Source organism: Sphingobium sp. FW305-3-2-15-F-TSA7, assembly GCF_058787155.1.
Genome location: NZ_JBYSZM010000032.1, coordinates 67500 through 90111, shown reverse-complemented (window position 1 = coordinate 90111; position 22612 = coordinate 67500). Strand labels below are relative to the sequence as shown.

Genomic DNA, 22612 nt, shown 5'->3' with positions numbered 1-22612 from the left:
CTCTCCCGGTCTCGCTAGCTCGACCACCCTCTCCCCCCTGAAGAGGGAGAGGGGGATAGGTTCTACCGCGCCGGCAGCGCCACCCGTCCCGCGCCCAGCGGATGGTCGCGCGTATAGAGATGGACGAACAGCCGCCCGGCGGCGAGGTCCGCACGGGCGCGGGTGTCGAGGCGGATTTCGGACGCGCCCGTGCGCTGGCCGGCGCGCAGCAGCAGCGCGATCACCGCGCCCGGCTTGCCCTCGTCGCTGCGCTGCAGGGTCAGCGCCACGGGTTCGTCGCGACCAAGCCCCGCGATCCGCGCGTCGAAGCGGAGATCGGCGGTCAGCGGATCATAGGTGAAGGCGATGTTCGCGCTCGGCGCGCCCACCGCCTTGTCTGCCACCGTCTTCACCGTGAAGCGCGACGCGCCGGGCGCCTTGCCGTTCACCAGCGCCGGGGTGCTGAACGGCGGGGTGCGCGGATGCGCGGCCTGTTCCCAGCCATAGGCAAGGTTGAGCAGCCGCTGCTCGTCGAACGGGCGGCCAAGCAAGTCGAGCCCGACGGGCAGCGCGTTCGCGCTCAGCCCCAGCGGGATCGCGATGGCGGGCAGGCCGGTTTCCGAACTCATCGCGCAGGTGCCGATACCGAACGCCTCCGCGCCCCAGAAGAGCGGCGGCTGCATCGCGCTGGGATAGGCGAGCACGTCGACCTTCGCCTTCTCCATCGCGTCCAGGATCATCTTGCGCGCCACGTCGCGCTTCGCCAGCGCCTCGACATAGGCCTTTTCGTCGCGCTTGTCGGTGGTGGCGCGGATCTTCAGCCGGGCGTCGATCGCCTCATGCGTCAGCCCCTTGCCCGCCATGTCCGCGATCGAGGCGACCGGCGCGCCGGGATGCTTCGCCAGATAGTCGGCGAAATCGAAGCGGAATTCATGCGCGATCACGCTCGCCGCCTTAAGCACCGGCTCCAGGTCGGGCAGCGCCACATCGACCAGCTCGGCGCCCTGCGCCTTCATCGCCTCCAGCGCCTCGTTGGTCCTGTCGCGCATCGCGCCGTCGAACAGCTCGGGCGTCAGCAGCGCGCGCAGCACGCCGATGCGCGCGCCCTTCAGCGCGCCCGGCCGCAGCCCGGCGGCATAAGCGGGCGCGGGTCGCCCCTTCATCGCCGCCGTCACCGGATCGGCGGGATCGGCGCCCACCGTCGCATCCATCATGATCGCCAGGTCGATCACGCTGCGCGTCATCGGCCCGGCCTCGTCCTGCGTGGAGGAAAGCGGGATCACGCCCGCGCGGCTGGAAAGCCCGGCGGTGCCGCGCATGCCGAACAGGCTTTGATAGGCGGCGGGCACGCGGATCGATCCGCAGGTGTCGCTGCCCATGCCGGCTGCCGCGAAGCTGGCGCCGATGCTCGCCCCGGTGCCGCCGCTCGATCCGCCCGGCGAGCGGCGCGGATCATAGGGATTGCGCGTTTCGCCGGTGAGCGACGCCACCGTCATCACGCTCATCGCCAGTTCGTGCATCGTCGTCTTGCCGAGGATGATCGCGCCCGCGTCGCGCAGCCGCTTCACCTGAAAGGCGTCGTCCTTCACGCGGTAGGTGGCAAGCGCCAGCGTCCCCGCCGATGTGGGCATGCCGGCGGTCGCGTAATTGTCCTTCACCAACACCGGAATGCCGTGGAGCGGGCCGCGCGGCCCCTTTTCGGCGCGTTCGCGGTCGAGCGCCGCCGCTTCCTCCAGCGCGTCCGGGTTCAGCGTCACGATCGCATTGAGCGCCGGTCCCCGATGATCATAGGCGGCGATGCGATCGAGATAAGCCTGGACGAGCTGGCGCGAGGTGACGCGCCGTTCCGCCATCGCCGTCTGCAGATCGGGGATCGACGCCTCGAACACTTCGAACGACGCCGCCTTGCGTTCGGCGGCGGCGGTCGCGGCGGGGGCAGCCGCGATCAGCAGCGCGGTCAGGAGCCAACGGGTTCGCATCAGGATTTCACCACCTTGTTCTCATTTCAGTCAATCGACGCGACGAAAACGGAGCACGCCGGCACGACGCCGATCGTCACCCAGTGCAAAGCCGCGCTGGTCGTTGTCTGGGACGATCTTGAACGTCCGGCCGGTGAAGGATCCGTCCGGTGTCTTGCTCAGTTCCACCACGCGATGGCCTCCCGGCCCGCCGGGTTTGGGAGAGATGGTGACGGTCAGCTTGTCCGCGCCGTTCGGTGCCAGCGTGTAGAAGACCGGCAGGTCGGGGCTGTCATAGCGGCCCGCCAGCGAGACATCCGCCTCGCGCATCGACGGCAATACACCCAATATGTCGACGATCATGTTCGCCATTTTCGCAGGCGTCGCCGTGCCGTTGTTGCACAGGATATGGATTGCCGCCTTGCGGTCCGGCAGCCAGGCAACGGCGTTCTTGAAGCCTTCGCCCGAACCGCCATGCTGCACCCAGGGGCCGTTGAGCATCACCCCGCCGGCATAGATCGCGTCCGGCTGATTAGCGGGCCGGCCGTCAGTCAGCTTGCCCGGCTCAAGCATGATCTGGCGGATCGCCGGGGTCCACACCTTGTGGCCGAAATTGAAGTCGTAATCATATTTCACGAGATCGTTGATCGTGAAGACCGCGCCACCGGCACCGCCATAGAGCGGATGGGTATCGGCCAGCTTGAACCCGTCGCCTTCGGGCACATAACCATGCGCCGCATTGGCATCGGCCGTGCGGGCACCGTTCAGCACGAATGTCCGTTTCATGCCCATCGGCGCGAAGATTTTCGTCTTCATATAATCGGCAAAGGGCGTGCCCGACACGCGCTCGACGATCTCGGACAGCAGCAGATAGCCGCCGTTCGAATAGCGATATTGCGTGCCCGGCACGAATGCGGTGTCGGGCTGCGACATGACCAGCTTGAGCGACACCGCACGGCTCACCGCGGTCGCGGTCTCATAGCCGGCATAGGTGCCAAGTTCGAGCAGATCGCGGACGCCCGAGGTGTGATGGATCAGCATCGCGACCGTCACCGGCACGCGATATTCCGGCATCTCGGGCAGATATTTGCGGATATCGTCGTTCAACCCGATTTTTCCGGCGACGACGAGCTGGGCGATCGCGAGCACGGTGAACTGCTTGGCGACCGACGCAGTGTACATCTGCGTATCGGCATCGAGCGGCCTTTTCGCCGCGATGTCCGCGGCGCCATCCGCGACGAACAGCTTGATCTTGCTGTCCTGCAAGACCGAGATCGCGCATCCCGGCGCGTCGAGCCCCTTGGTATTGCCGATGACCGCGCGGATCTTCTCAGCTTCGGGCGAAGGGGGAGAGAGAGTCAGGGGCGTTGCGTGCACCGACGACGCAAGCGCCACCATCACCAATGCCGTGACAAATCTTGCCATGCCTGCTCCCCGTTTTCCACGATCCGCGCCCGCCCTTCGCCATCATGGCTTCCCCCGGCGGCGCGCGCGGATTAGTCCTGCCCGCGCGGCACAACGCCAGAACAAAGAGATAGGCAGCCCATAGCCGCAAGCTATGCACGCAACCGGGGGATCCAATGCAGAGCAACCGCAGACACTTCCTGGCCATGGTGGGCATCGCCGCCGCGCTGCCGATGCTGCCCGCCTGGGCGAACACCGAAACCGCCGCGCTCGCGCCGATGACCGGCAACGCCAAGCCGATCGGGCTGGCCGAACGGCAGGCACGGATCGCCAAGGCGCAGGCGCTGATGAAGGCACAGGGCCTCTCCGCCCTGCTGGTCGAGGCGGGATCGTCGCTCGATTATTTCACCGGCATCCGCTGGTGGCGCAGCGAAAGGCTGACCGCCGCGATGATCCCGGTCGAAGGCGAGGTGCTGGTGGTGACGCCGGCGTTCGAGGAACCCTCGATCCGCGAAAGCCTGATCGTGCCCGGCGACGTCCGCGTCTGGCAGGAGGATGAAAGCCCCTTCGCGCTGATCGCGGCCTGGCTGAAGGAACGCCGGCTCAGCGGCGGATCGATCGGGATCGAGGAAACGGTGCGCTTCTTCGCGGTCGACGGGCTGCGCCATGCCGCGCCGGACGCGCGGATCGTCGATGGGTCGGCGGTGGTGCGCGGCTGCCGGATGATCAAGTCCGCAGCGGAGATCGCGCTGATGCAGCTCGCCAACGACGTGCAGGTCGCGGCCTTCCGCCACGTCCATCCACGCATCGTGGCGGGCATGAGCCAGGGCGATATCGACGCGATGGTGATCGCCGCCAGCCGCGCGCTCGGCGGGCAAACCGATGGCGGGCTGGTGCTGATCGGTGAATCCAGCGCCTATCCCCATGGCAGCGACAAGCCGCAGCGCGTGGCCGACGGCACGGTGATCCTGTTCGACGCCGGGGTTTCGGTGCACGGCTATCAGGCCGATATCTCGCGCACCATGGTGTTCGGCACGGCGACCCAGCGGCAGCGCGCGGTGTTCGAACAGATGCGCAAAGGCCAGGCCGTCGCTTTCGCCGCTGCCCGGATCGGCGCGGAGGCGGGATCGGTCGACGATGCCGTCCGCGCCTATTACGCGACGCTCGGCTATGGCCCCGGCTACAAGCTGCCCGGCACTTCGCACCGCACCGGCCACGGCATCGGCATGGACGGGCACGAACCCGTCAACCTCGTCCATGGCGAGAAGACGAAGCTGGCGGCGGGCATGTGCTTTTCAAACGAACCGGGCATCTACATCCCCGGCGCCTTCGGCATCAGGCTGGAGGATTGCTTCCACATGACACCCGAGGGACCGCGCTATTTCTCGGGGCCGATCGAGACGATCGACCGGCCGTTCGGGTAGGCCCAGGCTACGTCATTGCGAGTGAAACGAAGCAATCCAGTGATGCATCCACACCCTGGATTGCTTCGCTGCGCTCGCAATGACGTCGATGGCAATCCCGTCACCGCCGCCCGAGAAAATCCAGCTTGCCCACCGGCACGCCCTTCATGCGCAGCAGCGCATAGGCGGTCGTCACATGGAAATAGAAATTGGGCACCGCGAAGCCGAGCACGTAGCTCGTCCCGGTGAAGTCGATCGATGCGGTCGGCGTCTTCAGTTCGACATGCGCGTCCTCGCGTCCGTCCATCGCGTCCGCCGGCACCGCCTTCAGGAAATCGACGGTCGCCGCGATCCGCGCCTGGAGATCGTCGAAGCTCACCTCCGTATCGGGCATGGCGAGCGGCTCCACCTGGGCGACGCGCACGGCGGTGAAGCGCGCGGTGTCGCTCGCGCGCTGGATCTGCCCGGTCAGCGGCGCCATGTCGGGATAGAGCCGTGCCTCCAGCAGCTCGGCATGGTCGATGCCGTTCTCGTCGGCATAGGCGCGCCCCTTCTCCAGGATCGCCGACAGATTGGCGAAGCCGCGGATGAAGACGGCGATGCTGGCGTCGTGAAGCGAAATGGACATGAGGTACCTCTCAGCGAGTCGGAATCGAGAGGCGTCTTACGCCCGAAAGACCATCCACGCGTAATCAATGATTGCCCACGCGGCGCATCCGTTCAAAAAAGCTGACATCGGCGGGATCTTCCGACTATCGATCGAACAGGGACGCGTAACCAGCCGGCGAATCCCGTGGAGGAGATGTTGATGAAGAAGCACGCCCTGTGGATCGCCTTCGCGATCATCGGCGCCCTTTCGCTGTCGGTGGTCGCGACCAGCCGGGGCGAGACGATCAACGCGCTGTGGATCGTGACGGCGGCGGTGTGCATCTTCCTGGTCGGTTACCGCTATTACGCGCTGTTCATCGCGCGCACGGTGATGCAACTCGATCCCGCGCGGCCGACACCGGCGGTCCGGCGCGGCGACGGGCTCGATTATGTGCCGACCGACCGGACCGTGCTGTTCGGCCACCATTTCGCGGCGATCGCGGGCGCGGGGCCGCTGGTGGGGCCGGTGCTCGCGGCACAGATGGGCTATCTGCCAGGCACGCTCTGGATCATCGCGGGCGTGGTGCTGGCGGGCGCGGTGCAGGATTTCATGATCCTGTTCATCTCGATGCGCCGCGACGGGCGATCGCTGGGCGAACTCGTCCGCATGGAAATGGGGCCGGTCGCCGGCACGATCGCGCTGGCCGGCGCCTTCGTCATCATGACCATCCTGCTCGCCGTGCTCGCGCTGATCGTCGTGCGCGCGCTCGCCGAAAGCCCATGGGGCATGTTCACCGTGGCGGTGACGGTGCCGCTCGCCATGGCGATGGGCATCTATACGCGCTGGATACGGCCGGGGCGGATCGGGGAGGTCTCGCTGTTCGGGCTGGTCGGGCTGATCCTGGCGATCGTGGTGGGGCAAAGCGTCGCCCAGTCGCCGGTCTGGGGTCCGTTCTTCACCTTCACCCCCGTCCAGCTCTGCTGGATCCTGATCGGCTATGGCATCGTCGCCTCGATCCTGCCGGTCTGGCTGCTGCTGGCGCCGCGCGACTATCTCTCCACCTTCCTCAAGATCGGCGCGATCGTCGCGCTGGCGATCGGCATCGTCATCATGGCGCCGCCGCTGAAGATGCCCGCGATCACGCAGTTCGCGGGCGGCGGCGGCCCGGTCTGGTCGGGCAGCCTGTTCCCCTTCCTGTTCATCACCATCGCCTGCGGCGCGGTGTCTGGCTTCCACTCGCTGATCTCCAGCGGCACCACGCCCAAGCTGATCGCGAACGAGGCGCACGCGCCGGTCATCGGCTATGGCGCGATGCTGATGGAGGCGTTCGTGGCGATCATGGCGCTGGTCGGCGCCTCGATCCTCGATCCCGGCATCTATTTCGCGATGAACAGCCCGGCCGCCGTGCTCGGCACCGATGCCGCCAGCGCCGCCGCCGCCGTCACCGCCATGGGCTTCCCGATCGCGCCCGACATGCTGACCCAGGCGGCGAAGGATGTCGGCGAAGCGACGATCATCTCGCGCACCGGCGGCGCGCCGACGCTCGCCGTCGCGATGGCGGAGATTTTCAGCCATGTACTGGGCGGCCCCGCGATGAAGGCCTTCTGGTATCATTTCGCGATCCTGTTCGAAGCGCTGTTCATCCTCACCGCCGTCGATGCGGGCACGCGGGCCGGCCGCTTCATGCTGCAGGATCTGATCGGCATGGCGGTCCCGTCGTTCAGGGACACCAGTTCCATCACGCCGGGGCTGATCGCGACGGTGCTGTGCGTCGGCGGCTGGGGCTTCTTCCTGTATCAGGGCGTCACCGATCCGCTGGGCGGGGTCAACACACTGTGGCCGGTCTTCGGCATCTCCAACCAGATGCTCGCGGCGATCGCGCTGATGCTGGCGACGGCGGTGCTGTTCCGCATGAAGCGCGACCGCTACGCGTGGGTGACGATGATCCCCACCGCCTGGCTGCTGGTCTGCACGATCACCGCGGGCACGCTCAAGATCTTCTCGGGCGATCCCAAGGTCGGTTTCCTGGCGCATGCCGACATCTTCTCCGCCGCGATCGCGCGCGGAGAGGTGCTGGCGCCCGCCAAGTCGATGGCGCAGATGCAGGCGATCGTGTTCAACGATCGCGTCGATGCGGGGCTGTGCGCCTTCTTCATGTTCGTGGTCGTCTCGATCCTGTTCTTCGCGATCCGCACCAGCCTGGCGGCGCGGCGCGATCCGCAGCCGACCGCGCGCGAGATCCCGGCGATCGCGGTGCCCGCCGAATGAGCGGCCTCATCGCCAAGCTGGCGGAAACGGCGCGGCTGATGGTCGGGCTGCCCAGCTACGACACCTATCTGCGCCACATGGCGGAGCATCATCCCGAACGTGCGCCGATGGACCGGACCGCCTTCTTCCGCAACCGCCAGGATGCCCGTTATCGCGGTGGCGGCGGGCGCTGCTGCTGACCATCATCCCACCACATCCGTCCCCAAGGAGTCCGCCCATGCACCGCGCCATCCGAACCAGCATCGCCTCGCTCCTGCCGCTCGCGCTCGCCTGCGCCGCCCCGGCCTTCGCGCAGGCCGCCGCCACGCCAAAGCCGATCGGGCCCTATTCGCCGCTGCTGACCGCGGGCGACCTCGTCTTCCTGTCCGGCCAGATCGCGATCGATCCCGCCACGGGCAAGCTCGACCCGGCCAAATCGACCGCCGAGCAGACGACGCTGATCCTGGCGAACATCCGCAACCTGCTGAAGACCCAGGGCCTCGATCTCGCTCATGTCGTCCAATCCCAGGTCTATCTGACCGACATGGGCGACTTCCAGTCAATGAACGCGGCCTATATCGCGGCATTCGGCAATGCGCGGCCGACGCGGACCACGGTGGGCGTCAACGCGCTGGCGCTCGGCGCCAAGATCGAGATCACCGTGGTCGCGAGCCGCAAGCGCTAAGGGCAGATCATGGCCGAGATCGTCGCCGCCGATATCGGCGGCACCCATGCCCGCTTCGCCATCGCCGAGATCGATGACGGGCGGGTGACCGCGCTTGGCGAGCCGGTGACGCTCCGGACCGCCGACCATGCCAGCCTGGAAACCGCGTGGGAGCATTTCGCGGCCATGCTCGGCCGCCCGCTGCCGCGCGCGGCGGGCATCGCGATCGCGACCCCGGTTTCGGGCGAGGTCATCAAGTTCACCAACAATCCCTGGATCATCCGCCCCGCATTGATCGACGAACGGCTGGGGCTGGACGGCCATGTGCTGGTCAATGATTTCGGCGCGGTCGGCCATGCGGTCGCACAGCTCGGCGACGACTGTTTCCGCCATCTCTGCGGGCCGGACATGCCGTTGCCCGCCACGGGCGTGATCAGCATCGTCGGGCCGGGCACGGGCCTGGGCGTCGCGCATGTGCTGCGCCGCGACAGCCGCTATTTCGTGAGCGAGACCGAAGGCGGCCATATCGATTTCGCGCCGCTCGACACCATCGAGGACGCGATCCTGGCGCGGCTGCGCACGCGCTATCGCCGGGTTTCGGCCGAACGCATCGTCTCCGGCCCCGGCCTCGCTGCGATCCACGAGGCACTGGCGGCGATCGAGGGCCGCGCGGTCGCGCCGATGGACGACAAGACGCTGTGGACGCTCGCGCTGGAGGGCGGCGACAGCCTGGTAACCGCCGCGCTCGACCGATTCTGCCAAAGCCTGGGCGCCGTCGCCGGAGACATCGCGCTGGCGCAGGGCGCCGCGGGCGTCGTGATCGCCGGCGGCCTCGGCCTGCGCATCGCCGACCGGCTCGTCCGCTCGGGCTTCGCCGAACGCTTCACCGCCAAGGGGCGGTTCGAAGGGCTGATGGCGACACTGCCGGTCAGGCTGGTGACGCATCCCCAGCCCGGCCTCTACGGTGCGGCCGCCGCCTATGCGGCGGCGCGGGGCTGAATCCGCGAGACTTTCTCCTCCCTGCGCTTCAGCGTGGGGAGGGGGACCGCGGCGCGAAGCGTCGTGGTGGAGGGGAATGACGATGCATCATCCCTTCCATAGCTGACGGAAATCGATCGATGCGCGCTGACTGAAGCTCAGCCTGGCATCAACATCGCCTTTCCCCTCCACCACCAGCCTTTGGCTGGCGGTCCCCCTCCCCATCTTCGATGGGGAGGAGAGGTTTTCAGCCGCGCTGGAGTTTATTCCATCTCCAGGATCACAGCATCCACCGCCAGGCTGTCACCCGCCTTGGCGCTGACGCTCTTGACCGTACCCGCCTTCTCGGCGCGCAGGATATTCTCCATCTTCATCGCCTCGACCACCGCAAGCGGCTGACCGGCCTCGACCTTGTCGCCCGGGCCGACATGGAGCGCGACGAGCAGGCCCGGCATCGGGCAGAGCAGGAATTTCGACAGGTCGGGCGGCAGCTTGTCGATCATGTGCACGGCATGCCGCGCGACATGCGCGGGCAGGACACGCAGGACATGGCTCGCACCGCGCGTTGTCAGCCGCACGCCCGAGCGGACGGGCGCGATACGCACGTCGAGCGGCTCGCCATCCACCATCGCCTCGACCAGCCGGTCACCCGGCGTATATTCCAGTTCGAGTTCGATCGGCGTGCCGTCGACGCTGACTTCGTCGCCGTCGATCGCGACATCATGCCGCACGTCGCCGATCCTGACCTGCCATTCTGTCGGGGGGGGCAGCCGCTTGCCGAGCTGGCCGCTCACCCGCCGCGCGCGATCCGCGCCCGCCATCGCGGCGAAGGCACCGATCGCGGCGAGCGCGCGCAGCAGTGCCGCGTCGGCCGGCGCGCCCTCGAACCCATCGGGATATTCCTCGGCAATGAAGCCCGTCGTCAGTGCGCCTTCGCGGAAGCGCGGATGCTGCATCAGCGCGGAGAGGAAATCGATATTATGGCCCGGGCCGTCGATCTCGAACCGGTCGAGCGCGACGATCTGGCGATCGATCGCCTCGATGCGGGTGTCGCCCCAGGTGATCAGCTTGGCGATCATCGGATCGTAGAAGATCGAGACCTCGCCGCCTTCGGCGACGCCGTCGTCGACGCGGACATTGTCCATGTCCTCGGGCGGATTATAGCGCACCAGCCGGCCGGTGGAGGGCAGGAAGCCGCGATAGGGATCCTCGGCATAGACGCGGTTCTCGATCGCCCAGCCGGTCAGCGTCACCTGATCCTGGGTGAAGCCCAGCGGTTCGCCCGCCGCCACGCGGATCATCTGTTCGACCAGATCGAGCCCGGTCACGCATTCGGTGACGGGGTGCTCCACCTGCAGCCGGGTGTTCATTTCGAGGAAGTAGAAGCCCTGGCCCGTCTTGTCCGCGCCCGACACGATCAATTCGACCGTACCCGCGCTGAAATAGCCGACGGCACGCGCCAACGCGACTGCCTGCTCTCCCATCGCCTTGCGCATCTCGGGCGTCACGAAGGGCGACGGCGCTTCCTCGACCACCTTCTGGTGGCGACGCTGGATCGAGCATTCGCGCTCGCCGAGATAGACGATGTTGCCATGCTGGTCGCCCAGCACCTGGATCTCGATATGGCGCGGACTCTCGATGAACTTCTCGATGAACACGCGGTCGTCGCCGAAGCTGGCGAGCCCTTCGCGCTTGGTCGCCTCGAAGCCCTCACGCACATCCTGCTCGCCATAGGCCAGGCGCATGCCCTTGCCGCCGCCGCCGGCCGAAGCCTTCATCATCACCGGATAGCCGATCTCGGACGCGATCTTCACCGCTTCCTCGGTATCCGCGATCTCGCCCAGGAAGCCGGGCACGACATTGACGCCGGCCTCCTTCGCCAGCTTCTTCGATTCGATCTTGTCGCCCATCGCGGCGATCGCGCCGGGGGGCGGGCCGATGAACGCGATGCCGGCATCCGCCAGCGCCTGCGCGAAGCTCGTCCGTTCGGAGAGGAAGCCATAGCCCGGATGCACCGCTTCCGCGCCCGTCGCCTTGCACGCCGCGATGATCGCGTCGGCCAGCAGATAGCTCTCCGCCGCCGGCGGCGGGCCAAGCCGCACCGCCTCGTCCGCCATCATCACATGCGGGCTGCGCGCATCGGCATCCGAATAGACCGCGACCGTCGCGATGCCCATCTTCTTGGCGGTGCGGATCACCCGGCACGCAATCTCGCCGCGATTGGCGATCAGAATCTTCTTGAACATCTACTTAGGGTCCCCAAAAACCGTTCGGCTCGATCAGCGTCGAGCGAGCGGAAAAAGATCATTCGGCCGCCACGGCTTCCAGATGCGCTTTCGGCGCGGCGTGCATCGCGTTCACACCCAGCTTGGCGAACAGCGCCGCATCGGCATTGTCGCCGGCATTGGGCGTGGTCAGCAGCCGGTCTCCGGTGAAGATGCTGTTGGCGCCCGCCATGAAGCATAGCGCCTGGCACGCCTCGCTCATGCTTTCGCGGCCGGCCGAGAGCCGCACCATGCTCTGCGGCATCAGGATGCGCGCGACCGCGACGGTGCGGACGAATTCGATCTCGTCGATCTTGGCCATCGGCGTATCGGCCAGCATGTCGCCCAGCGGCGTGCCCTTCACCGGCACCAGCGCGTTGATCGGCACGCTTTCCGGATGCGCCATGGTGGCGAGCGCGTGGAGGAAACCGATGCGATCGGCGCGGGTCTCGCCCATGCCGACGATGCCGCCGCTGCACACGTTGATCCCCGCCGCGCGAACGGTCTCCAGCGTATCGATCCGATCCTCGAAGGTCCGCGTCGAAATGACGTTGGCGTAATTCTCGGGCGAGGTGTCGATATTGTGATTATAGTAATCGAGGCCCGCCTCGGCGAGCTGGGCGGCCTGCTTCTCGCTGAGCATGCCCAGGGTCATGCAGGTTTCCATGCCCATCTGGCGCACGCCCTTCACCATCTCGATGATGGCGGGCATGTCGCGCTCCTTGGGGCTGCGCCATGCGGCGCCCATGCAGAAGCGGCCCGATCCGTTGTCCTTGGCCTGCGCCGCCGCCTGCAGCACGGCGCGCACGTCCATCAGCTTGGTCGCCTTCAGGCCCGTCTCATGCGCGGCGGACTGGCTGCAATAGCCGCAATCCTCGACACAGCCGCCGGTCTTGATCGACAACAGGGTCGAGAGCTGCACTTCGTTACGCGGGTGATTGGTCCGGTGGATCGTCTGTGCGTCGAACAGCAGGTCGTTGAACGGCAGGTCGAACAGTGCGGCGATCTCGTCGCGGGTCCAGTCGGTGCGGATATCGGTCACGCGGCTTCCTCCAGCGGGGGCATGTTGTGGCCGAGCAGGCGCAGCACGTCCGCCGCACATTCGACCACGTTGGAACCCGGCCCATAGATGCCCTGCACGCCGGCGTCGCGCAGATATTCGTAATCCTGCGGCGGGATGACGCCGCCCGCGATCACCTTGATATCGGTGCGGCCGCGTTCGCGCAGCTTGCCGATCAGCTCGGGGATCAGCGTCTTGTGCCCGGCGGCGAGGCTCGACGCACCGACCACGTCGACCCCGGTTTCGAGCGCAAGCACCACGGTTTCCTCGGGCGTCTGGAACAGCGGGCCGGAGACGACGTCGAAGCCCATATCGCCAAAGGCCGACGCGATGACGTTGGCGCCGCGATCATGGCCGTCCTGCCCCATCTTGGCGACGAGCAGTTTCGGCTTGCGCCCCATGCGCCGCTCCACCGCCTTGACACCGTCGAGCACCTGCTGCCAGCGGCTGTCGCCTTCATAGGGCGCGGCATAGACGCCCTTCACCGGCGTCGGCTGTGTGCCGTAGCGGTTGAAGCTTTCCTCCATCGCCGACGAGATCTCGCCCAGCGTGGCGCGAGCGCGCGCCGCATCGACCGCGAGCGCCAGCAGATTATTCTCGATACTCGACGGCTGCGCCGCGCCGTCGCGCAGCGCCTGGAGTGCCGCCTCGCACGCCGCCGCGTCGCGGCCCGCCTTCACCTTGGCGATGCGCGCGATCTGGCCCTGGCGGACCTTCTCGTTATCGACTTCGAGCGTCTCGAGGAAATCCTCGGTGCCCAGCCGGTATTTGTTGACGCCGACGATCACGTCCTCGCCGCGATCGACCCGCGCCTGGCGCGCGGCGGCGGCTTCCTCGATCATCGCCTTGGGCCAGCCGGCGGCGACGGCCTTGGCCATGCCGCCTTCCTTCTCGACGCGCTCGATAATCTCCCACGCCTTGTCGACCAGTTCCTGGGTCAGCGCCTCGATATAATAAGAGCCGCCAAGGGGATCGACGACCTTGGTCATCCCCGTTTCCTCCTGGATCACGATCTGCGTGTTGCGCGCGATCCGGGCGGAGAAATCGGTGGGCAGCGCGATCGCCTCGTCGAGCGCGTTGGTGTGGAGCGACTGGGTGCCGCCCAGCATCGCCGCCATCGCTTCGATCGTCGTGCGCATCACATTATTGTACGGGTCCTGCTCGGTCAGCGAGACGCCCGAGGTCTGGCAATGGGTGCGCAGCATCTTGCTGCGCTCGTCCTTCGCGCCGAGATTGGTCATCACCCGGTGCCACAGCACGCGTGCGGCGCGGAGCTTGGCGATTTCCATGAAGAAGTTCATGCCGATCGCGAAGAAGAAGCTCAGCCGTCCGGCGAACTTGTCGATATCCAGGCCCGATGCCACGCCGTAGCGGACATATTCGGCGCCGTCGGCGATGGTGAAGGCCAGTTCCTGAAGCTGCGTCGCCCCCGCTTCCTGCATGTGATAGCCGGAAATCGAGATGCTGTTGAACTTCGGCATGTTGCGCGACGTGTAGCCGAAGATATCCGAGATGATCCGCATGCTCGGCTCGGGCGGGTAGATATAGGTGTTGCGGACCATGAACTCCTTGAGGATGTCGTTCTGGATGGTCCCGTCGAGCTCGGCCTGGGGAACGCCCTGTTCCTCGCCCGCGACGATGAAGAAGGCGAGGATCGGGATGACCGCGCCGTTCATCGTCATGCTGACCGACATCTTGTCGAGCGGAATGCCGTCGAACAGGATCTTCATGTCGTCGATCGTGTCGATCGCCACGCCCGCCTTGCCGACATCGCCGGTCACGCGCGGATGGTCGCTGTCGTAACCGCGATGGGTGGCGAGATCGAAAGCGACCGAAAGCCCCTTCTGACCCGCCGCCAGGTTGCGGCGGTAGAAGGCGTTGGATTCCTCGGCGGTCGAAAAGCCGGCATATTGCCGGATCGTCCAGGGCCGGCCGGCATACATGCTGGCGCGCACGCCGCGCGTGAAGGGCGCGAAACCGGGCAGGCCGGGATCGAGGTCCGCGACGTCGTCCGCCGTGTAGAGCGGCTTCACCACGATGCCCTCGGGCGTATGCCAGTTGAGGTCCTTGCCCTTGACCTCCTTCGCGGCCAGGGCCTCCCACTGCGCAGTGCTGGGCTTGTCGGTCATCTCATTTCCCCGTGAAGGACGGCTTGCGCTTTTCGAGGAACGCGCGGATCCCTTCGGCTGCATCGGCGCTCTGGCCGGCGAGGCGCTGATTGATAGCCTCTCCACCCATGCCGGCGGCATAATCGATATCGAGTCCGCTCGCGATCGCACGGCGCATCAGCCCGAGCGCAACAGTCGGGCCGTCCGCCAGACGGCGAGCCAGCGCACCGGCCTCGGCCAGCAGCGCCTCGTCATCGACTATTTTGTAGATCAGGCCCCAATCGGCCGCCTTTTCGGCGGGAATACGCTCACCGAGCATCATCATCTCGGTCGCGCGCGCCTTGCCGATCAGGCGCGGGAGCATCCAGCTGGCGCCGCCATCGGGCACCAGGCCGATATTGACGAAGGCCTGGAGGAAATAGGCGGAACGCCCGGCAAAAGTGAAATCGCCGGCCAATGCCAGCGAGCAGCCAATGCCCGCCGCCGCGCCGCTGACCGCGGTGACCACCGGGATCGGCAATTGCGACAGCAGCAGCATCGCCGGGTTATAGCTGTTGGTCAGCGCCTGATAGGTGGCCTCTCCGCCCGCAATCGAGCTTCCATCGGCTCCGACGAGATCGGCGCCCGAACAAAAGGCGCGGCCCTCACCGGTGATCAGCAGGGCCCGTGCGCCCGCCTCGGGCAGCGACTTGAGCGCGACCGCGATCTCGTCGAACATTGCCGGCGGCGCGGCATTCAACCGCTCGGGCCGCGCCAGCGTGATCGTGGCGACCGCATCGGTCACATCGAGGCGGATCATCTGATATGCGCTCAATGCCCGTCTCCCTTCGGCGTTTCCATCAGTTCGACCAGCACGCCCCCCATATCTTTGGGATGGACGAAGATCACCGGCGTGCCGTGCGCGCCGATCCGCGGCTCTCCCAGCACCTTGGCGCCTTTGGCCTCCATATCCGCCTTGGCGGCATGGATGTCGGCGACTTCGAAACAGACATGATGCTGCCCGCCCGCGGGGTTCTTCGCGAGGAAGGCGTGGATCGGGCTGTTCTCGCCATAGGGTTCGATCAGCTCGATCTGGCTGTTGGGCGTGTCGACGAAACAGACGCGCACGCCCTGCGGCGGCAGGTCGAACGGCTCGTGGATCTTCGTCGCGCCGAGCAGGTCGCGATAGAGCGCGATCGACTTCTCGATCGAGGGCGTCGCGATGCCGACATGGTTCAGGCGTCCGATCGTCATGATTCAAAGACTCGATCGATGGAGTTCGACATTGACGGTATCTCCGCAAAAACTGACATTCCAATATCCGATCGGATCAAAGAATCTGTCATCCTGCCGAACGAACCGAGCACAATCGCTACCGTTTTCACCACTCATTCGACGATGATAACGAGTTACGAACCCTGCCTCCGACAATTCTTGATAGACCCTAAATCGATCCGTACTTATCTTCTTCAGATACTCACCCAGTGCCTTTTGACGCGCCTGATCCGACCCTCGCTTCAAATCTATCCGAAATATCTTTCCGATCTCGGTATTGCTTGCAGGTAAATCGCGCTCCGCCGTACTCTTCCACAGCATCAGGCCACCAGCCACAAATCCCAGTCCGAAGACTGCCGCCAACCCAACGACGATCAGGCTAGAGCGGAATATTGTCATGCTTTTTCCAGGGGTTCTCGAGGCTCTTGTTGCGCAGCTTCCTGAGACCCAGCGCGATCCGGCGTCGCGTGGCATGCGGCGCGATCACCTCGTCGATAAAGCCCTTGCTCGCCGCCACGAAGGGATTGGCGAAGCGATCCTCATATTCGCGGGTGCGCGCCGCGATCTTCTCGGGATCCTTGATGTCCTGGCGGAAGATGATCTCCACCGCGCCCTTGGCGCCCATCACCGCGATCTCGGCGGTCGGCCAAGCATAGTTGAGGTCACCGCGCAGATGCTTGGAAGCCATGACGTCGTAGGCGCCGCCATAGGCCTTGCGCGTGATCACGGTGATCTTGGGCACGGTCGCCTCGGCGTAAGCGAAGAGCAGCTTGGCACCGTGCTTGATGATGCCGTTCAGTTCCTGCGCGGTGCCGGGCAGGAAGCCGGGCACGTCGACGAAGGTGACGATCGGGATCTCGAACGCGTCGCAGAAACGGACGAAACGCGCGGCCTTTTTCGACGAGTTGATGTCGAGGCAGCCGGCGAGCACGGTGGGCTGGTTGGCGACGAAACCGACGGTCCGCCCCTCGATCCGGCCGAAGCCGATGATGATGTTGGCGGCATGCGCGGGCTGGAGTTCGAAGAAATCGCCTTCGTCGACGACCTTCCGGATCAGTTCGTGCATGTCATAGGGCTGGTTGGCGCTCGCCGGGATCAGCGTGTCGAGGCTTTCCTCGATGCGGTCGAACGGATCGGCGGTCGGCCGTTCGGGCACATCCTCGCGATTGGAGAGCGGCAGATAGTCGATCAGCGTGCGCGCGGCCCACAGGGCTTCGATATCATTCTCGAACGCGACGTCGGCGACACCCGACTTGGTGGTGTGGGTCACGGCGCCGCCCAGCTCCTCCTGCGTCACGACCTCGTTGGTGACGGTCTTCACCACGTCCGGACCGGTCACGAACATGTAGGAGCTGTCCTTCACCATGAAGATGAAGTCGGTCATCGCCGGCGAATAGACCGCGCCGCCCGCGCAGGGGCCCATGATCACCGAAAGCTGCGGCACCACGCCCGATGCCAGCACATTGCGCTGGAACACTTCGGCATAGCCGCCCAGTGACGCCACACCCTCCTGGATGCGCGCGCCGCCCGAATCGTTGAGGCCGATGACAGGCGCGCCGACCTTCATCGCCATATCCATGATCTTGCAGATCTTCTGCGCGTGCCGTTCGGACAGCGATCCGCCGAACACCGTGAAATCCTGGCTGAAAACATAGACCAGCCGGCCGTTGATCGTGCCCGATCCGGTCACCACGCCGTCGCCGGGGATCACCTGATCCTGCATGCCGAAATCGACGCAGTTGTGCTCGACATACATGTCGAGTTCCTCGAACGAGTCCTCGTCGAGCAGTATCTCGACCCGTTCCCGGGCCGTCAGCTTGCCCTTGGCATGCTGCGCATCGATGCGCTTCTGTCCGCCGCCCAGCCGCGCGGCCGCGCGCTTGTCCTCGAGCTTGTCGATGATCGTCTGCATTCCGTGCTTCCTGCGTAACCGAGCTTTCCCCTTTCCGCCTTTCATGCCGCATTGCAAATGCGAACTTGCGAAGTTGCGAACGGGTGATTTGCAAATTACTGTCCTCCTACTCTGTCATTCCCGCGAACGCGGGAATCCAGGGGAGTGCGTCGAAACGCGGCGTGGCCATCAGCATCGCACTGGATTCCCGCTTTCGCGGGAATGACATGGAGGGACATGCGCAAGAGACTCTTCGCCGGCGAACGCCTTCGCGCGCTGAGGCAACGCGCGGGTCTGGGCCAGAGCGCGATGGCGGCGCGGCTCGGCATCTCGGTCAGCTATCTGAGCCAGCTCGAAAATGACGATCGTCCGCTGACATCGGCGGTGCTGGCGGCGCTTGGCCGCCACCACCCCCGTGAACTGGACGAGCTCGAGGGCGACGACGAGGCCCGTCGCTTCTCCGCGACGCGCGCCGCGCTCGACGACCCTCTGTTCGCGGAAGCGCCGCTTCCGCCCGACATGCTTGCCCGGCTGGTCGAACAACAGCCGCAATTCGCCGACCGGTTCGTCGCGCTCCATGCCGCCTATCGCGACAGCGAGGAACGGCTGCAGATGATGGAGGAGGCGATGTCGAGCGGCGTCTCCGACGGTGGCCGCCTGCCCTGGGAAGAGATACGCGACTGGTTTCACGAAGCCGGAAACTATGTCGACCTGCTTGATCGCCGTGCCGAGGATCTGGCCGCGGCGATCGGCCCGGGCGAACCGGCATTGATCGGCCGGCTGCGCACCGCACACGGCGTCGGTATCGATGCCGGGGGCGATGCGATCGACGCACCGTTGCGCGCACTGAACCGGGCGACACGGCGTCTTTCCCTGTCTCCGGCCCTGCCTTCGGAGAGCCGGCGCTTCATGCTGGCGCATCAGCTGGTCGCGCTCGAGATGGAGGATGCCATCAACGCGATCACGGAAAGCGCGTCGTTGCGCAGCGCGGAGTCGCGGCGGCTGCTCTCGATCGGCCTCGCCAACTACGCCGCCGGCGCGCTGCTGATGCCCTATGAAGCCTTTCGCGGCTCCGCGCGCAGCCTGCGCCATGACATCGACCGGCTGTGCCGCCGCTTCTCGGTCAGCTTCGAACAGGCCTGTCATCGCCTGTCCACGCTCCAGCGGCCAGGCGCGCGCGGCATCCCCTTCTTCTTCTGCCGCGTCGACATGGCGGGCAACATCACCAAGCGCCATTCGGCCACGCGCCTCCAGTTCGCGCGCTTCGGCGGCGCCTGTCCGCTGTGGATCGTCCATGAAGCGGTCGCGATTCCCGATCGCATCCTCGTCCAGCTCGCCGAGACGCCCGACGGGCTGCGCTATGTCCAGATGGCGAAGGGGCTGGTGAAACCATCGGGCAGTTACGCGCGCAGCCCCCGCCGCTACGCGGTGGCGCTGGGCTGCGAGGTCGAGCATGCCCGCGATTTCATCTATGCCGACGGGATCGACACGGCGGCGACCGGTGCGGCGACACCGATCGGCATTTCGTGCCGGCTGTGCCCGCGCACCGATTGCGACCAGCGCGCCTTCCCCCCCGCCGACCGCACCATCCGCATCGATCCCGATCGACGCGATATTGTGCCCTATCGCGTCGGTTGAAAGCTTCCCCTGCACGCCGATCTTTGGCACAGGGGCGCCGCGCGAAAGTGATGCGGAGGATTCCCGAAATGACCGAGCCGTCGACCTATCCCGTTCCGGCCGAATGGGCCGCCAAGGCAAAGGTCGACGCCAAGCGCTACGATCAGCTTTACGGTCTCGCGCTCGCCGATCCGGGCAGCTTCTGGCTCGATCAGGCGAAACGGCTCGACTGGATCAAGCGCCCCGAGATCGCCGGCGACTGGTCGTTCGACGAGAAGGATTTCCGCATCCGCTGGTTCAGCGACGGCAAGCTCAATGTCTCGGCCAATTGCATCGACCGGCATCTGAAGACGCGCGCCGACCAGGTTGCGATCCTGTGGGAACCCGACAGCCCCGACGAGGCCCCGCGCAGCTACACCTATGCCCAGCTTCATCAGGAGGTCTGCCGCTTCGCCAATGTGCTCAAGGCGGCGGGCGCGAGGAAGGGCGATCGCGTCACCATCTATATGCCGATGATCCCCGAAGCCGCCTTTGCGCTGCTCGCCTGCACGCGGATCGGCGCGATCCATTCGGTGGTCTTTGGCGGCTTCTCCCCAGAGGCGCTGGCCGGACGGATCACCGATTGCGATTCGACGATCGTCGTCACTGCGGACGAAGGCCGGCGCGGCGGCAAGCATGTGCCGCTCAAGGCCAATGTCGACGAAGCCGCGAAACATGTCCGCTGTCTCGACAAGGTCGTGGTGGTGAAGGCGACGGGCGGCGATGTCGCGATGCAGGACGGCCGCGACATCTGGTATCATGAGGCGGCGGCCGAGGTTCCCGCCGACTGCCCCGTCGAAGCAATGGGTGCGGAGGATCCCTTGTTCATCCTCTACACCTCGGGCTCGACCGGCAAGCCCAAGGGCGTGCTCCATTCCACCGCCGGCTATCTGCTCTGGGCCAGCCTGACGCACGAGCTGGTCTTCGACTATCGCCCCGGCCAGATCTATTGGTGCGCCGCCGATATCGGCTGGGTCACCGGCCACAGCTATATCGTCTACGGTCCGCTCGCCAATGGCGCGACCACCCTGATGTACGAAGGCCTGCCCAACTGGCCGACACCGAGCCGCATCTGGCAGGTGGTCGACCGCCACAAGGTCGAGATCCTCTACACCGCGCCGACCGCGCTGCGCGCGCTGATGAAGGAAGGCGACGATTTCGTCACCACTACCAGCCGCAAGTCGCTGAAGCTGCTCGGCACCGTCGGCGAGCCGATCAATCCCGAGGCGTGGCGCTGGTATCATGCGGTGGTGGGCGAGGAACGCTGCCCGATCGTCGATACCTGGTGGCAGACCGAGACGGGCGGCGCGATGATCACGCCGATGCCCGGCGCCACCGCGCTCAAGCCGGGATCGGCGACCAAGCCGATGTTCGGGGTCGAACCGCAGATCGTCGACGGCGAAGGTACGATTCTGAACGGCGCCACCGAAGGCAATCTGGTGATCGCGCGGAGTTGGCCGGGCCAGATGCGCACCGTCTGGGGTGACCATGCCCGTTTCTTCCAGACCTATTTCACCACCTTCCCCGGCAAATACACCACGGGCGACGGCTGCCGCCGCGACGAGGACGGCTATTACTGGATCACCGGCCGGGTCGACGACGTCATCAACGTCTCCGGCCACCGCATGGGCACCGCCGAGGTCGAAAGCGCGCTTGTGCTGCACGAAAAGGTCGCGGAAGCCGCGGTGGTCGGCATGCCGCATGAGATCAAGGGCCAGGGCATCTATGCCTATGTGACGCTCAACGCCAATTGCGAAGCGAGCGAGGAACTGCGCGCCGAGCTGCGACAATGGGTGCGCACCGAGATCGGCCCGATCGCCACGCCCGATGCCATCCAGTTCGCCCCCGGCCTGCCCAAGACACGATCGGGCAAGATCATGCGCCGCATCCTGCGCAAGATCGCCGAAGGCGACGTGTCGGCACAGGCGCTGGGCGATATCAGCACGCTCGCCGACCCGGCGGTGGTCGACGATCTGGTGGCCAACCGGGTTTCGCAATAGGGGCGCCATCCGCCATTTAACGCGATCTTAAACGCGATCGAGGCACAAGTGCGCGACGTTGGGGGGCGCAGATGGCATCGATCTATCCGGTTAGCAACGCGCCGCGCGATGCATTTCGCGAGGCGCTGGCCGATCCGGCGCTGGCGATCGCCAGTCCGCGCATCGATGCCTTGTGCTTCTGGGGCGCGCCGGCGATCGCGCTCGTCTTCTGCACAATATGGATGCTGCTCGCGTCCCTGTTGCCGTTGCACGATGGGGAGCAGGCGACCCAATTGCTGCTCCTGCTCGGCGGCATCCTGACCTATGCCCATCTGATCGCGGTGGTGCCGCGCGCCTATTTCAACAAGCAGGTCTTCGACGATCACAGGCTGAAGCTGACCATTGTCCCGGTGCTGCTGATCGCCGGGCTGTGGCTGTCGGACACATTGCTGGTCCTGGCGCTGGTTCTCAACGTCTTCTGGGACGTGCACCATTCGGCACTCCAGACCTTCGGCCTCGGCCGCATCTACGACATGAAAGCGGGCAATGATTCGCATCGGCTCCGCCGCGTCGACCTGATGCTCAACTGGGCGCTATATGTCGGCCCCATCGCGTTCGGCGCGTCGCTGATGGCGCACATCGCGGCCTTCAACAAGTTCGACCAGATCGGCTGGACGATGCTGACCCAGGTTCCCGATTTCGCGCAAGGCGTGGCAGGCTGGATCCGGCTGGCCGCGGTCACCGCCGGCGTCGCCGTGACGAGCGTCGCCGCCTGGGAATATCGCCGCGCGATGAAAGCCGGCTATGCGATGCCCGCACATAAGGCCGCCTTGTTCGTCACAACGGGCATCGTCTCGATCCTGGCCTGGGGCTTCGCGCCCCCGGTCCTCGCTTTCATTGCGATCAACATCTTCCACGCCGTCCAGTATTTCGCGCTGGTCTGGCTGAAGGAAGGCAAGAGAATGGAGATGCTGGCGTCGTCACGTCCGCGCATCGCGAAACAGGCGATCCCGATCTTCCTGATATTCTGCACGCTGTTCGGCATCGGCTATACGCTTGCCGGTTCGTACAAGGGGCTGATCGCGCCGTTCGTCGCCTGCTCGCTGCTCCATTTCTGGTATGACAGCTTCGTCTGGTCGGTGCGCAAGAAGCAGGTCTGAAACCCTGCCGGTAGACGA

At 65.9% G+C, this 22612-nt stretch carries 18 protein-coding genes; 8 read left to right on the top strand and 10 right to left on the bottom strand.

From position 1 onward, the window contains the following. Positions 1 to 62 precede the first annotated feature (62 nt). Positions 63 to 1958 (bottom strand): amidase, encoded by a 1896-nt coding sequence (locus AC3WN8_RS22630; protein WP_492671753.1) that lies wholly within the window; start codon positions 1956 to 1958, stop codon positions 63 to 65. A 30-nt stretch (positions 1959 to 1988) separates the two neighbouring features. Further along, on the bottom strand, positions 1989 to 3362 hold the full coding sequence (locus AC3WN8_RS22625) for a serine hydrolase domain-containing protein (protein WP_492671752.1): 1374 nt from the start codon (positions 3360 to 3362) through the stop codon (positions 1989 to 1991). 155 nt (positions 3363 to 3517) lie between these two features. Between AC3WN8_RS22625 and AC3WN8_RS22620 the strand changes: the two genes are divergently transcribed. Next, a complete protein-coding gene (locus tag AC3WN8_RS22620) occupies positions 3518 to 4765 on the top strand; it encodes a M24 family metallopeptidase (protein ID WP_492671751.1) in 1248 nt (415 codons plus the stop codon). 100 nt (positions 4766 to 4865) lie between these two features. On the opposite strand, the gene AC3WN8_RS22615 is transcribed toward AC3WN8_RS22620, so the two are convergent. Next, positions 4866 to 5372 (bottom strand): DUF1993 domain-containing protein, encoded by a 507-nt coding sequence (locus AC3WN8_RS22615; protein ID WP_492671750.1) that lies wholly within the window; start codon positions 5370 to 5372, stop codon positions 4866 to 4868. A gap of 180 nt (positions 5373 to 5552) precedes the next feature. Between AC3WN8_RS22615 and AC3WN8_RS22610 the strand changes: the two genes are divergently transcribed. The 4 genes from AC3WN8_RS22610 to glk are packed head-to-tail and all read left to right on the top strand — an operon-like array spanning position 5553 to position 9243. After that, the gene (locus AC3WN8_RS22610; RefSeq protein ID WP_492671749.1) at positions 5553 to 7601 is read left to right on the top strand and encodes a carbon starvation CstA family protein; all 2049 of its coding nucleotides are present in this window, start codon (positions 5553 to 5555) and stop codon (positions 7599 to 7601) included. Next, a complete protein-coding gene (locus AC3WN8_RS22605) occupies positions 7598 to 7780 on the top strand; it encodes a YbdD/YjiX family protein (protein WP_492671748.1) in 183 nt (60 codons plus the stop codon). Before AC3WN8_RS22610 ends, AC3WN8_RS22605 begins: the two co-directional genes overlap by 4 nt. A gap of 38 nt (positions 7781 to 7818) precedes the next feature. Beyond that, a complete protein-coding gene (locus tag AC3WN8_RS22600; RefSeq protein ID WP_492671747.1) occupies positions 7819 to 8265 on the top strand; it encodes a RidA family protein in 447 nt (148 codons plus the stop codon). 9 nt (positions 8266 to 8274) lie between these two features. Beyond that, positions 8275 to 9243 (top strand): glucokinase, encoded by a 969-nt coding sequence (glk, locus tag AC3WN8_RS22595; RefSeq protein ID WP_492671746.1) that lies wholly within the window; start codon positions 8275 to 8277, stop codon positions 9241 to 9243. 242 nt (positions 9244 to 9485) lie between these two features. On the opposite strand, the gene AC3WN8_RS22590 is transcribed toward glk, so the two are convergent. The 7 genes from AC3WN8_RS22590 to AC3WN8_RS22560 are packed head-to-tail and all read right to left on the bottom strand — an operon-like array spanning position 9486 to position 17820. Further along, positions 9486 to 11468, bottom strand: coding sequence for an acetyl-CoA carboxylase biotin carboxylase subunit (locus AC3WN8_RS22590; RefSeq protein WP_492671745.1), 1983 nt, complete (start codon positions 11466 to 11468; stop codon positions 9486 to 9488). Positions 11469 to 11526: 58 nt separating this feature from the next. Then, the gene (gene bioB, locus AC3WN8_RS22585) at positions 11527 to 12519 is read right to left on the bottom strand and encodes a biotin synthase BioB (RefSeq protein WP_492671756.1); all 993 of its coding nucleotides are present in this window, start codon (positions 12517 to 12519) and stop codon (positions 11527 to 11529) included. Positions 12520 to 12524: 5 nt separating this feature from the next. Next, positions 12525 to 14675: a methylmalonyl-CoA mutase gene (gene scpA / locus AC3WN8_RS22580; RefSeq protein ID WP_492671744.1), complete on the bottom strand. Its 2151-nt coding sequence runs from the start codon at positions 14673 to 14675 to the stop codon at positions 12525 to 12527. A 1-nt stretch (position 14676) separates the two neighbouring features. After that, positions 14677 to 15453: an enoyl-CoA hydratase-related protein gene (locus AC3WN8_RS22575; RefSeq protein WP_492671755.1), complete on the bottom strand. Its 777-nt coding sequence runs from the start codon at positions 15451 to 15453 to the stop codon at positions 14677 to 14679. Positions 15454 to 15464: 11 nt separating this feature from the next. Beyond that, a complete protein-coding gene (gene mce, locus AC3WN8_RS22570) occupies positions 15465 to 15887 on the bottom strand; it encodes a methylmalonyl-CoA epimerase (RefSeq protein ID WP_492671743.1) in 423 nt (140 codons plus the stop codon). A gap of 3 nt (positions 15888 to 15890) precedes the next feature. Further along, positions 15891 to 16307: a hypothetical protein gene (locus AC3WN8_RS22565; RefSeq protein WP_492671742.1), complete on the bottom strand. Its 417-nt coding sequence runs from the start codon at positions 16305 to 16307 to the stop codon at positions 15891 to 15893. After that, on the bottom strand, positions 16288 to 17820 hold the full coding sequence (locus AC3WN8_RS22560; protein ID WP_492671741.1) for an acyl-CoA carboxylase subunit beta: 1533 nt from the start codon (positions 17818 to 17820) through the stop codon (positions 16288 to 16290). The genes AC3WN8_RS22565 and AC3WN8_RS22560 overlap by 20 nt, the downstream gene beginning before the upstream one ends. 216 nt (positions 17821 to 18036) lie before the next feature. Between AC3WN8_RS22560 and AC3WN8_RS22555 the strand changes: the two genes are divergently transcribed. The 3 genes from AC3WN8_RS22555 (at position 18037) to AC3WN8_RS22545 (ending at position 22594) form a co-directional block, all read left to right on the top strand. After that, positions 18037 to 19437, top strand: a complete 1401-nt coding sequence (locus AC3WN8_RS22555) for a helix-turn-helix domain-containing protein (RefSeq protein ID WP_492671740.1) — start codon at positions 18037 to 18039, stop codon at positions 19435 to 19437. A gap of 68 nt (positions 19438 to 19505) precedes the next feature. After that, the gene (gene acs, locus AC3WN8_RS22550; RefSeq protein WP_492671739.1) at positions 19506 to 21455 is read left to right on the top strand and encodes an acetate--CoA ligase; all 1950 of its coding nucleotides are present in this window, start codon (positions 19506 to 19508) and stop codon (positions 21453 to 21455) included. A gap of 71 nt (positions 21456 to 21526) precedes the next feature. Beyond that, positions 21527 to 22594: a hypothetical protein gene (locus AC3WN8_RS22545; RefSeq protein WP_492671738.1), complete on the top strand. Its 1068-nt coding sequence runs from the start codon at positions 21527 to 21529 to the stop codon at positions 22592 to 22594. The last annotated feature ends 18 nt before the right edge of the window (positions 22595 to 22612 follow it).

Coding starts and splice junctions, on each gene's coding strand:
- AC3WN8_RS22625 (WP_492671752.1), bottom strand. CDS start 3,362: ATGGCAAGATTTGTCACGGCATTGGTGATGGTGGCGCTTGCGTCGTCG.
- AC3WN8_RS22590 (WP_492671745.1), bottom strand. CDS start 11,468: ATGTTCAAGAAGATTCTGATCGCCAATCGCGGCGAGATTGCGTGCCGG.
- AC3WN8_RS22600 (WP_492671747.1), top strand. CDS start 7,819: ATGCACCGCGCCATCCGAACCAGCATCGCCTCGCTCCTGCCGCTCGCG.
- AC3WN8_RS22560 (WP_492671741.1), bottom strand. CDS start 17,820: ATGCAGACGATCATCGACAAGCTCGAGGACAAGCGCGCGGCCGCGCGG.
- AC3WN8_RS22630 (WP_492671753.1), bottom strand. CDS start 1,958: ATGCGAACCCGTTGGCTCCTGACCGCGCTGCTGATCGCGGCTGCCCCC.
- AC3WN8_RS22610 (WP_492671749.1), top strand. CDS start 5,553: ATGAAGAAGCACGCCCTGTGGATCGCCTTCGCGATCATCGGCGCCCTT.
- AC3WN8_RS22620 (WP_492671751.1), top strand. CDS start 3,518: ATGCAGAGCAACCGCAGACACTTCCTGGCCATGGTGGGCATCGCCGCC.
- scpA (WP_492671744.1), bottom strand. CDS start 14,675: ATGACCGACAAGCCCAGCACTGCGCAGTGGGAGGCCCTGGCCGCGAAG.
- acs (WP_492671739.1), top strand. CDS start 19,506: ATGACCGAGCCGTCGACCTATCCCGTTCCGGCCGAATGGGCCGCCAAG.
- glk (WP_492671746.1), top strand. CDS start 8,275: ATGGCCGAGATCGTCGCCGCCGATATCGGCGGCACCCATGCCCGCTTC.
- AC3WN8_RS22575 (WP_492671755.1), bottom strand. CDS start 15,453: ATGATCCGCCTCGATGTGACCGATGCGGTCGCCACGATCACGCTGGCG.
- AC3WN8_RS22555 (WP_492671740.1), top strand. CDS start 18,037: ATGCGCAAGAGACTCTTCGCCGGCGAACGCCTTCGCGCGCTGAGGCAA.
- AC3WN8_RS22545 (WP_492671738.1), top strand. CDS start 21,527: ATGGCATCGATCTATCCGGTTAGCAACGCGCCGCGCGATGCATTTCGC.
- AC3WN8_RS22605 (WP_492671748.1), top strand. CDS start 7,598: ATGAGCGGCCTCATCGCCAAGCTGGCGGAAACGGCGCGGCTGATGGTC.
- mce (WP_492671743.1), bottom strand. CDS start 15,887: ATGACGATCGGACGCCTGAACCATGTCGGCATCGCGACGCCCTCGATC.
- AC3WN8_RS22615 (WP_492671750.1), bottom strand. CDS start 5,372: ATGTCCATTTCGCTTCACGACGCCAGCATCGCCGTCTTCATCCGCGGC.
- AC3WN8_RS22565 (WP_492671742.1), bottom strand. CDS start 16,307: ATGACAATATTCCGCTCTAGCCTGATCGTCGTTGGGTTGGCGGCAGTC.